The 11,779-nt window shown below is 40.1% G+C and carries 12 protein-coding genes; all 12 read right to left on the bottom strand.

Going from position 1 to position 11,779, the window contains the following annotated elements; translation table 11 throughout:
- Positions 1-32: 32 nt before the first annotated feature.
- The 12 genes from ACNURT_RS07870 to ACNURT_RS07815 all read right to left on the bottom strand — a co-directional run bounded on the left by ACNURT_RS07870 (position 33) and on the right by ACNURT_RS07815 (position 11,719).
- Entirely contained in the window at positions 33-1,103 is a 1,071-nt protein-coding gene (locus ACNURT_RS07870; protein WP_419701260.1) for a complex I subunit 1/NuoH family protein, read from the bottom strand.
- Between the two features lie 261 nt (positions 1,104-1,364).
- Positions 1,365-1,850 carry a hypothetical protein gene (locus tag ACNURT_RS07865; protein WP_419701259.1) on the bottom strand — a complete coding sequence of 162 codons (486 nt, stop codon included), beginning with the start codon at positions 1,848-1,850 and terminating at the stop codon, positions 1,365-1,367.
- 161 nt (positions 1,851-2,011) lie between these two features.
- Positions 2,012-2,851, bottom strand: a complete 840-nt coding sequence (gene murI / locus ACNURT_RS07860; protein WP_419701258.1) for a glutamate racemase — start codon at positions 2,849-2,851, stop codon at positions 2,012-2,014.
- Between the two features lie 156 nt (positions 2,852-3,007).
- The gene (locus ACNURT_RS07855; protein ID WP_419701257.1) at positions 3,008-3,520 is read right to left on the bottom strand and encodes an OmpH family outer membrane protein; all 513 of its coding nucleotides are present in this window, start codon (positions 3,518-3,520) and stop codon (positions 3,008-3,010) included.
- Positions 3,521-3,567: 47 nt separating this feature from the next.
- On the bottom strand, positions 3,568-4,098 hold the full coding sequence (locus ACNURT_RS07850; RefSeq protein ID WP_370997587.1) for an OmpH family outer membrane protein: 531 nt from the start codon (positions 4,096-4,098) through the stop codon (positions 3,568-3,570).
- A 15-nt stretch (positions 4,099-4,113) separates the two neighbouring features.
- Complete coding sequence (bamA, locus tag ACNURT_RS07845; protein ID WP_419701256.1) at positions 4,114-6,666, bottom strand: outer membrane protein assembly factor BamA; 2,553 nt, start codon at positions 6,664-6,666, stop codon at positions 4,114-4,116.
- Positions 6,667-6,729: 63 nt separating this feature from the next.
- Positions 6,730-7,470 carry an isoprenyl transferase gene (locus ACNURT_RS07840; RefSeq protein WP_370997724.1) on the bottom strand — a complete coding sequence of 247 codons (741 nt, stop codon included), beginning with the start codon at positions 7,468-7,470 and terminating at the stop codon, positions 6,730-6,732.
- Between the two features lie 391 nt (positions 7,471-7,861).
- The gene (locus ACNURT_RS07835) at positions 7,862-8,380 is read right to left on the bottom strand and encodes an ExbD/TolR family protein (protein ID WP_419701255.1); all 519 of its coding nucleotides are present in this window, start codon (positions 8,378-8,380) and stop codon (positions 7,862-7,864) included.
- Positions 8,381-8,511: 131 nt separating this feature from the next.
- Positions 8,512-9,291 carry a DUF6089 family protein gene (locus ACNURT_RS07830; protein WP_370997582.1) on the bottom strand — a complete coding sequence of 260 codons (780 nt, stop codon included), beginning with the start codon at positions 9,289-9,291 and terminating at the stop codon, positions 8,512-8,514.
- A 9-nt stretch (positions 9,292-9,300) separates the two neighbouring features.
- Positions 9,301-10,182 (bottom strand): NAD kinase, encoded by an 882-nt coding sequence (locus ACNURT_RS07825; RefSeq protein ID WP_370997581.1) that lies wholly within the window; start codon positions 10,180-10,182, stop codon positions 9,301-9,303.
- A gap of 108 nt (positions 10,183-10,290) precedes the next feature.
- Positions 10,291-10,953, bottom strand: coding sequence for a CBS domain-containing protein (locus ACNURT_RS07820; protein ID WP_370997579.1), 663 nt, complete (start codon positions 10,951-10,953; stop codon positions 10,291-10,293).
- Positions 10,954-10,957: 4 nt separating this feature from the next.
- Complete coding sequence (locus tag ACNURT_RS07815) at positions 10,958-11,719, bottom strand: alpha/beta fold hydrolase (RefSeq protein ID WP_370997578.1); 762 nt, start codon at positions 11,717-11,719, stop codon at positions 10,958-10,960.
- Positions 11,720-11,779 lie beyond the last annotated feature (60 nt).

Here is an 11,779-nt window from a genome sequence, read left to right as displayed (position 1 = left end):
ATTCCTTGCTCCAAAAATACTTACTCTCATAATCACATTAGCCACAAACGCCACACGCCCGATATTAGCATACAGGCAAATGCCAGTGGTGTAAGCACCTTCCAGCAGAGGTTCATCAGTTGGTCTACCCGGAAACGGGGCAGTGTCCACCTGATCCACATTTGTACGGCTACCAGGCCAAGCGTTTTCAGGCTTACCCAGAATATTCCCCAGGCCATGCCTGTTGTCCACGTGGCCAGATGTGCTGGCCCTATGTTAGGTAATGGTGTATTCCAGGCCCCCAGGAATAGGATAACCCCGATCATAGATACCAGGAACATCATCGAATATTCGGCCAAAAACACCAGGGCAAACCTGATGCCAGTAAATTCGGTATGGAAACCTGCCACCAATTCCGATTCTGCTTCGGGAATATCAAAGGGGGCACGGTTACTTTCGGCCAGTGAGGCTATAAAATAGATCACAAAAGCGATGATCAGGTGCGGGGCACGAAATATGTTCCAGCTAAACAAACCACCTATTTTCGAAACATCCCAAAAGCCCGCGAACTTTATTTTTTCGCCCGCCAGGATGCCTTGCTGCATGGCTACATCCTGCAGGTTGAGCGTTTGCGCTATCATTACCACCGATATAATGGCAAAGCCTGCAGGTATTTCATACGAGATGATCTGCGCGGCAGAGCGCATAGCGCCCAAAATAGAATATTTGTTGTTTGATCCCCAACCCGCCATCAGGATGCCCAATGTTTCCACAGAGATAATGGCAAAAATGTAATATATACCCAGATTTATTTTGGAGGGGATAAGACCCGGAGCCCAGGGCAGGGCGGCAAAACCCATATAAACAGCAATAAAAATCACTGCCGGCGCCAGCATAAACAACCACTTATCGGCAGCAGCCGGAATGATGAGCTCCTTCTGGATCATTTTTAATATATCGGCCAGCGTTTGGAGCGAGCCAAATTTACCGGTTTCCGTTGGCCCCAGCCTGTCTTGTATAAATGCCGAAATTTTACGCTCGGCGTAAACACCAAACAGCGCAAAAAAGGCCGAAAAACTAAACAACCCAATAGCTACAATAAAATATATGAGATAAGTATTCAAGAGGCCTGTTTTGCTTAAACCGCAAACTTACTAAATGTTATAATATTTTAGGCCGGTAAGTTATATTAAGTTGATAGGCTAAGTTGGGTGACACTAAACCTTTTCTTAAAAGCAGTAAGTATTTGTTGTCACAAGTATTCGCTGCACCCCCTCTTGCTACATACTTGCGCCAGCACAGATAGTATCTTCGGGGTACAATTTGGTATATGATCTTTATATTGGGCTAATGCGATTCTGAAGTACTTTTATTTACAATAATGTTTAAAATGGGTTAATACCTTTTAATAGCTTTGCTATTCCAGAGTCAATATACTCAGATAGCCTCTTACCTAAGCTATGAATCCATGGGCCTTCATCCGGTTTAAGCTCAAAAAGTAAAGCCTCATAAACCATAGGATTTTCTCCATCATCTAAGTAAACAAAAACAAACTGATCATTGGCGTTATAAATATCAATTACAAAAAACGGGCGACTTATACTAAGGTTTCGGTTATATTTTGTAAGCCCTCTCCTGGCCCACTCCTGCATTTCCTGCTGCGATTCAGTTAAGCCATAGTCCAGAACATAACAGTATTTACCAGCCAGAAAAAGTAATTCCCGTAGTGCTATAGGAAATGGATGTCTATTATTATAGCTATTCTCTAGACTGATGATTTCTTCCATTGAAATCGGTTCCAAAGTTTTAGTAATTGCGAAACCTATTATAGATGGATAATTATTTAGTTGAATCAAATACTTAATTGTCATAATTTAGTTTATTAAACGATTCATACCCGATATACTTCCGCCAGTGGGGAATGATTGATTGAACCGGGATTTATGGGATAAAGGATTTTCACGATTTGATTTAAAACCAGAAAATAGTAATCCTTAAATTCGTTTAATTCCGGTTCAGACAAAGTCAACTACTAGCATTTCACCAGGTCATTGGCTGATATAAAAGTTGATTTTACCGGGGCCGAGAAAAATACGGAGGCATGATGATCAAAATCGGCGGTATCATCTGTAGTGGTAAAAAACGCCTGGTTTTTGTTCCGTGTTAACTTACTTTCCATTTCAGGATGGCGCTGTAGATAATCAACCAGACTTTTAGCAACGATATCGCCCTGGGCCACCACTTTAACATGAGCGGGCAGGTTAGCCTCTATTTTTTGTTGGATAAGGGGGTAATGGGTACAGGCCAGTAAAATGGTATCAATTTGAGGTGATTGTGCCATGATCTGATCCAGGTACAATTTCACAAAATAATCGGCTCCGGGCTGATCATACTCCCCGTTCTCGATCAGCGGAACCCAAAGCGGGCAGACCTGCTGATGAACTTTAATATCCGGAAAAAAGTGTTGGATCTCCAAAAGATAAGAGCCAGATTGCACAGTGCCTTTAGTGCCCAGTACGCCAATTTCTTTAGTGCTGCTGTAATTGCCTATAACCTCGGCAGTTGGGCGTATCACACCCAGTATTCTTTTGGAAGGATCAACAGTTTTAAGGTCTTGCTGCTGTATAGTGCGCAGGGCCTTAGCCGAAGCGGTATTACATGCTACGATGATGAGTGGGCAGCCCTGTTCAAAAAGCCATTGTACACATTCCCAGGTATACTGGTGAATAGTGGTAAACGAGCGGTTACCATACGGAGCCCGGGCATTATCGCCCAGGTATATATAGTCATACTCCGGAAGCTGTTCAATAATTGATTTAAAAACAGTAAGGCCGCCAAAGCCCGAATCGAAAATACCTATAGGTTGACGCATCCAATTAGTGATTTATTTATCTGAATCGAATTTGCAGCATTTTAAAATGATCAGAATTATTTTAAAATTCTAAAATTCTGATTCAGACATACACAAAAATAAAAAAAGCGCCACGTAAATACGCGACGCTTTTTTTAAATGACTAATAATTGATATTTATTTTAATCCTAATTTCAATTTTACAGCGGCCAGCAGGTCGTCAGCATCCGGAGATACTAATAAACTTACTTGTGAAGAATCCAATACGTAAGCGTATCCTTTTTCTTTGGCAACAGCAGTAATAGCAGTAGTGGCTTTATCAATTAATGGTTTAGTCAGTTCCTGTTGTTTTTGCTCAACTTTCTGACGGGCATCATTTTGATAATCCTGCATACGTTTTTGTATATCCTGTATTTCAGTTCCTTTTGCGCTACGCACCGCATCTGTCATAGTAGCTTGATTTTTTTGGAAATCATTGCCTTTTGTAGTCAATTCATTGTTCATGGTGGTTAACTGATCAATAAAAGTTTTTTGATAAGCCTCCATTGTGGTTTGTATAGTTTTAGTTTCAGGCATCATATCAATTAATTTATTAAAATTAATATGCCCGATCTTAGTCTGCGCATTGGCAAAGTTGCCCGCAAATAACATACCTACTGCAACTAAAGCAACTTTAAATAGTTTTTTCATTTTTCTTGTCCTGTGTTTAATAATAGTCTGTTTATTTAATCAAAAATTTATTTAGCAAATACTCCGGGTTTAAGCCCCAATTTGGTTATTACATCATCGCTCCTGTTGTAGCGAGGGTTAGCGTACAGCATAATTACTTCGCTGTTTTTATCAAATATCATATCCAGGTTATCGCCTTCGGCAATTGCTTGTACAGCTTTAGACACCCGATCCTGGATTGGTTTAATCAAAGCGTTACTCTTTTGTGAAAGTTCCCCATCGGGTCCGAATTTTTGACGTTGAAAATCCTTAGCGGCTTTTTCTTTATCAACAATTTCGGCCTCACGGCGCTTTTTCATATCCGCCGTCATTAAAACCTGATCGGCCTGGTAGGCTTTGTACAGACGGTCAATTTCCTGAAAACGGCTGTCAACTTCTTTTTGCCATTGATCAGATAATGCTGCCAGCTGTTTTTGTGATGAGGCGTATTCGGGCATATGTTTTAATATATACTCCGAATCAACGTAAGCAAAACGTTGCGCATAAGCTCCCGTAATTGCTGTTAACGTTAAAAACGCTATTAAAATTATCTTCTTCATATATCGCTGTGCAAATTAATTAAATCCGCCGGATAAACTTTGAGAAATTGTAAAATGGAATTGGCCCCTGTTTGCGTCAGGCTGCCCTGGTATTTTATCAAATCCGTAGCCATAATCTAATCCAAGCAAGCCAAATATAGGTAAAAATATCCTTGCTCCAACACCCACTGAACGCCTTACGTTAAACGGATTGAACTGACTAAAGTTATTCCAAACGTTACCACCTTCGGCAAAAGCCAGTAAGAATATTGTGGCCGACTGGCTGGCAATTACCGGGTGACGCAACTCCATTGTGTATTTATTGTAGATGGTACTACCTGTGTTAGTGTTGTCATTTTCAGTTGAACCTTCCGGTACAATCGAGAAGTTTTGATAACCTCTTAAGCCGATGATCTCGCTACCCTGTAAAAACTGGTAGCTTTGCATACCATCACCACCTAATTTAAAGCGCTCAAACGGCGAAGGGCCTACATCTTTATTATACATGCCCAGGAAGCCAAACCTTACCTGCGACATCAGTACGAATTTACCAACCAGTTTGGAGAACCATTGCGCATCATACTTAAATTTATAATATTCCACAAAATGATAGCGCTCTTCGGGAGTTGCTATTTTGTAGTTGATATTATTAAACAATGAGTATGGCGGTGTTGCCTGTATGGTAAGCTTCATATTTGAACCCTGTGTTGGAAAAATAGGCACATCAATAGAATTGCGGCTTAATTCCTGGGTTAATTTAATATTGTATGAGGTACCATTGGTAAATAAATAGCCGGTATAGTTATCCAGGTTGTAATGGTCAACATTTAACGAGTAGTTTAACTGGAAGTAGTTATCGGGCCATTTTAAACGTTTACCCAATGTTACACCAATACCGTTAATACGCAGGTTGTTATACCTTGGATCTGTTTTAGCATAATATTGCCCGGTTGAGCTACCTTGTGTATAAGCTGATAAGGCAAAATAAATAGGCTTTTTACCACCTAACCAAGGCTCAGAGAAGGTGAACGAGAAGTTTTGATAGGTACGACCGCTTGACTGCCCACGTAAGCTCAGCTTTTGACCATCGCCTTTTGGCAGTGGCTTGTATGCTTTGAGGTTGAAGATGTTTCTTAACGAGAAGTTATTGAAAGTTAAACCCAGCGTACCTACCAGCTGGCCGCCACCGAAACCGCCCGATAACTCGATCTGATCTGATGGTTTTTCAACTACATTGTAAACCAAATCAACCGTACCATCCTGCGGATTGATGTTAACCGGTTTCGGTTCTGTTTTTTGCTCATCAAAGTTACCCAGCTGACCGATTTCGCGTGAGCTGCGGATCAATAATTCCTTGTTGAATTTTTGACCTGGCTTGGTTTGAATTTCGCGCATAACCACTTTATCATTGGTTACATCGTTACCTTTTAAGCTTACACGGTTAATGGTGTATTGCGGGCCTTCATAAACCCGAATGTCCAGATCAACCGTATCATTATAAACTTTAACCTGCACCGGATCGGCAGTGTAGGTTAAGTAGCCATCATTAAGATATAATGATGAAACATCATCGTTGCTTGGGGTTGGGCCTACCAATCTTTTGTTCAGCTCATCTTCGCTAAATACATCACCTTTTTTAACGTGTAGTATCCTGTTTAATAAGTCGGTAGAGTATTTGGCATTACCAGACCATTTTACATTACCAAAGTAATATTTAGGACCTTCGTAAACCTTAATTTTTACGTTAACTGTGGTTGCATCATGGCTCCATACAGAATCGCTCACGATCTCCGCGTCGCGGTAACCCTTGCCCTGCATTGATTCCACCAGGCTTTGCTTGTCTTCTTCGTATTTATCCTGCTTGAATTTTTTAGAACCAAACAGATTATACCATTTGCGCTCCCGTGTTTTTTTCAGAAAACCCTTCAGCTTTTTTGATGAAAATGCCTTGTTGCCTTCAAAAACAACCTGATTTATTTTCACTTTGGTTTTCTTATCAATAGCCACATCCAATATTACGCTATTGGCATCTCCCGGATCCTTACGCTGGGTAAGTTTTACAGTTGTGTTCAGGAAACCTTTTTCGCCAAAATGTTTTTTAATGATGGCGGTTGTTGTATTTATTAAATTTTCGTTAACGATTTTCCCGGTACGATCATTCAGCTTTTTCTGTACATCTTCAATTTCACCTTTACGTATACCTGTAATATGCAGGCGCGATAAACGCGGCCGCTCAGAAACAGCTATCTCCAGGTAAATGGTATCCATGTTAATTTTGGTAATGTTTAACTGCACATCATCAAATAAGCCCTGGGAGTATAATGTTTTTATAACTTCGGCATTACGTTCGCCCGGCAGGTTGATACGATCGCCTTTGGTTAATTTTGAAAGCTGTATCAAAATATCCTTATCCAGATATTTTGCCCCACTCACAGAAATACCTCCAATAATATAATCCCGGGGATTAAGATAACTTAAACTATCAGCCGGTATCGATTTTGTCAATGGTGCTCTCTGAGGATTGGAAACCTGGGCAAACGCGGAGGTAACAAAAACAGAGAAAAGAATAGCAAAAAGAAATTTATACATTCGAATATTTTAGTGGGCTAAAATTAATTTATACAGTTGTTAAAAAGTGTTAAAAGAAAAAATTTAGTTAACTTGCTCACTTGTCTTCCCAAAACGGCGCTCCCGTTTCTGATAATCAAGTATAGCTTCATACAAATCTTCCTTTCTAAAGTCGGGCCAAAACTTAGGTGTAAAATACAGCTCAGCGTAGGCAATTTGCCATAATAAATAATTACTTATGCGGTATTCGCCGCTTGTCCTGATCAATAATTCAGGATCGGGCATGTCACCGGTAAAGAGGTTATCCTCAAAAACATCTTCATTGATATCAGCAATCTCCAATTCGCCGTTTTGCACCTTTACGGCTATATTTTTGGCTGCACGTACAATTTCGCGGCGCGAACTATAGCTTAGTGCCAGCGTAAGCACTACGCCTGTATTTCCCGCCGTTTTTTCCATTGCACTGTTAAGTTCCCTAATGCATTTTTCGGGTAACATATCCAGATCACCTATGGCATTTAGTTTAATGTTATTTTTCATGAACCCGGCTATTTCTTTATGAATAGTACTTACCATTAATTCCATAATGGCCATAACCTCCAGCTTGGGCCGGTTCCAGTTTTCGGATGAAAATGTATAGAGCGTAATGTATTTTATACCTAATTTATCAGCGCCTTCAACAACATCCCTAACAGATGTTACACCATTATGATGGCCAAATACTCTTAATTTGCCTTTTTCTTTTGCCCAACGACCATTACCATCCATAATAATGGCAACATGCTTTGGTAGCCTTAACAAATCAATCTGATCCAAATATCCCATACTGTTCATTATCAAAAGCTACTCTGTGAATGTCTGCAAAAGACATACTGATGTTTCAATTTTATCAATACTGTGACTAACTAAATAGTTGTTTAACGCAAATACTCAAAAATAGCACCTGACCACACAATTGTAAAAATTCAAATTGCCGGTTTTTTCAGGGTACAAAGGTAAAACTTACTTTGTATTTTTTTAGTATGCAGCAGGAAAAGAAAATGTTATTATCAATAATGTACTAAAATGATACAAAAAGCACACAAATAACAGGTTAAGTGGGGATTTATTACACTTATTTAAACCTCAAATTTAAAAGCCGGGCATCAAAAATCATCGGATGATCATGATGCCCGGCCTTTAAATCTGCTTATTTTAGGTCGTAAAACGGATGGTGCTAATAAATTCCTTTTTGTTTGAGCATGTCGGTGTCGTGCGGATCAATATCCACAATAGCATAGGTAGACACATTGGTTATAGTAAGCTCATCTAAAACATTAACCAGGTTATTATATACTGCATGATCGGATGGTTTTACCAGTACGATCATACCTTTACCTGTTTTGTCATATACTGATTTACCGGTCTCGAGCAGTACTTTACGGATACCCTCTTTATTAAAGCCCGTAACAGTTGGCGCAATGAGCGGACTTTTCAATTCGCCCAGGTAGTACATCAACTGGTTGTTTTTTCCCAGGCATACCGTAAGGCTGCGGCTTGCCGGCACTGGATCACCTGAGCCCACGGGCATGGCCAAATCCATCGCTTTGGGCTTTGCCAGGGTGGTGGTCATGATAAAAAAGGTGATCAGCAGAAACGCCAGATCAACCATAGCGGTAAGGTCAACCCGAAGGTTCATTTTTTTTCGTTTGTGTGCCCCGCCTGCTTTTGGTGTTGAAGGATTTAACTCGGCCATGATCTTAAAGTTTAAGGTTAAACATAAATACCAACTATAATTAGTATTTATAGATTAAACGTAAAATTTAATTCCAATATTACATATAAAACAAAATTAAATTTTGTTTTATATGTAATAAACCATACAAGTTAATAGTAGCAGCGCTGCGTAACAAAGGTATAGGAGATGGTAAAGCCTAAAAAGAAATAAGTATCACGGGGCTTAAAATCTCCACGCTGGACGCCTATCGCGTTTTGAGGCTTGCCTACTTCACCCGAACGATCGGCCAGGGCTCTGGAGTAATCATTTGGCAATTGTCCTGGATTGGCGTACTTACCGCTTACATCATCCAGATAATCGGTAAAAGTGTAGCGGTAACCCAAATCGCCGGCAACCGTCCATTTAGTATTAAAATTATATTTTATACCCACACCATACGGAATTACAATAGTGTTTTTACCGTATGTGGGTTCATTTTCTGTTCTTAATTGTCTTAACCCGTATGATTGTCCGTTATAATTAGCACGTGGGGCATAAGAGGTTATACCAACACCCGTGTATATATAGGGTGTGTATTTATGCGGACCTGCATCGGGGATGTAATTCATAAAATTAAACTCGCCAACAAGACTAAGCTCTTTTAAAGGATCATTGAAACTCAAATTACGGTCACGGAACTGCTGACTGCTTGATTTGCTGTCATCGGCACTGATCTTACCGTAGGTAAAATTCAGTTTTGCCGAAAAATAACCATCGAAATTGCGTGCTACAAATAAGCCGCCTGAGATACCGCTTATTTTAACCGGGTTGTTTGGGTTAAGATCGCCGATATACCCTGCACCGCCGAGAGTACCGCCAACTTCCCAGGTTTGAGCCTGTAATTGATAGGATATCAATAAAAAAAATAGAAGTGTTAAAAATTTGGGCATTAAGCAAATTTAGTAATTACGGGCGTCTAAGCCCCATAATAATTTGTTTCTTAACGTGGTTAAGTAACTTTCATTATTTAAACGTACCAAATTCAGCTGAAAATCAGCTTTTTGAACGTGGAATTTAACAGTTTGATCCAATGCAGCCACGCGCGAATCGCATGATACCAGGTAATTTGTACTGCGGCTCTCCACCTCAAAACATAATTTACTGCTATCGGGTATAATGATAGGCCTTACATTCAGGTTATGGGGCGATACCGGTGTTAACACAATACTGTTTGATTGCGGAAAGATAATAGGTCCGCCGCAACTTAATGAATAAGCGGTTGACCCGGTTGATGTTGATATAATAATACCATCGCCCCAATAGGAGTTTAAAAATTCGTCATTCAAAAACACGTGGGTAATGATCATAGCGGCATCATCGCGCTTATGGATAGTTACATCGTTGAGCGCGAAATTATCGTCGCCAAAAATTTTCATAGTTGAATCAATGGTCAGCAACTCGCGGCAATCCAGAGAAAATTCTTTGTTTACCACCGCGTGTATAGCCGCGGTGATATCATTTTTATTGATACTGGCCAGAAAACCGAGCCTGCCAAAATTGATGCCGATCACCGGAATACCAGAATCGCGGATAACCGTTACCATATCCAGCAGGGTACCATCTCCGCCAAGGGTTAAAAAAAGATCAATAAACCCTTTTATGGAATTGGTATTTTCGAGCACATTATATTTTACACTGCTTATTTTATCCTGCAGATATTCATGCAACTGGTGATGGACATATATGTCGACATTATGCTGTGCCAGGTTATCAAATACCTGCTGAATATATGGTATTACAGACGGATCATTAAACGGTCTGCCGTAAACTGCTATCTTCATTTATGATTGTTTGGGTTTGTTCATGGTTGATGGTTCATCGTTCATGGTAGCTACGGGTTGAAAATTATTCTTTTTATTATCAACTATGAACGATGATCAATGAACTAATTACAAATTAAGGTAATTCATGAGTGAGTCGTACCGGTCTTTCGCGTTATCGTTGTTATCGGTATTGTTAAAAGTAGCTTTTACATCGTACTCGTAACGCAAAAAGGTGGCTATTATAGCCGAAATATCCTGTTTGTTTACTTTTAGGGTCACTTCCATCTTGGTGGAATCGGGGAAAGTTTGCACGTATGAACTGAGTATCTGGGCATTGTCCGACTCTACAATTTGTGCCATGTGAGCCAATGAATTATTTTTATTACCAATCTCCAATACAATGATACCGCCTGGCTCAGCCACCGCTGTGATCTTTGCAAAATATTCGGTAATAGCATTAATGGATATCAGCCCAAGATAGTTACGCTTAGCATCAAGCACCGGTATAACAGTAAGCTGGCGCTCATAAAACATGCGTATTACATCGTATATATGCTGATCTTCGAGCACATACGGGTTTACCTGCGATAAGGCCAGTGCGCCAACAGCAGTTTGGTAATCGCTTTCCCCTACCAGGTCGTCCTCGGCTACCAGGCCCAAAAACTGCTCTTCATTCACAATAGGCAAATGCCTGATGCGGAACTCTACCATGCGGTCAAGTACTTTCTGTATCGTATCAGAAGTGTGTACCGGCGGAATCGTGTCTGCCATCAGTTCAATTGCTATCATGATATTAAACTTTTAGTTTTTCCAAAAATCCAGTTAACAACCTGTTAAACTCCTGCGGGCGCTCCATCATTGGCGCGTGTCCGCATTTATCTATCCAATGTAATTCGGCATTAGGCAAAAACTCATTAAACTCTAAAGCCACTTCGGGCGGCGTTATTTTATCATCCTTACCCCATATCAAACATACCGGAAGATCCATTTTATGCAGATCCTTTTTCATGTTATGACGGATAGCCGATTTTGCCATAGCCAGCAACCTTACCACACTGTGCCTGTCGTTAATTAACTTATATACGTCATTAACCAGCTCATCGGTTGCCACAACAGGGTCATAAAAAGTATATTGCACTTTTTCCCTTACAAAATCAATGCTCTCGCGCCTTGGGAACGAGCCCCCAAACGCGTTTTCGTATAAACCAGAACTACCGGTTAATACCATGGCCTTAATATTTTCAGGGTGAGCTAAAACATAAATCAAAGCCACGTGCCCGCCCAGCGAATTACCAAGTACCGTTATGTTGCTTAACTGTTTAAACTTTATAAATTTATGTACAAATTTTGAAAGACTCTTTACACCCGTGGTTATAAGAGGCATATCATAAATTGGCAGTATAGGTATAATAACACGATATTCTGACTTGAACTCTTTAACAACATCTTCCCAATTGCTCAGCGCCCCCATTAAACCATGTAACAACAACAATACCTCACCTTCGCCCTCATCTATATAACTAAACCCGTGTTCCTCTTTAAGCACGAAATCCATATAATGTTCTGATATTAATTTTTTAAATTTTCTATACCGAAATCAAATTCAGTATAAATT

The organism is Mucilaginibacter sp. NFX135 (assembly GCF_048565145.1).
Taxonomy (GTDB): Bacteria; Bacteroidota; Bacteroidia; order Sphingobacteriales; family Sphingobacteriaceae; genus Mucilaginibacter.
Note: the sequence above shows the minus strand (reverse complement) of the source record. Positions and strands in the feature narration are given on the sequence as shown.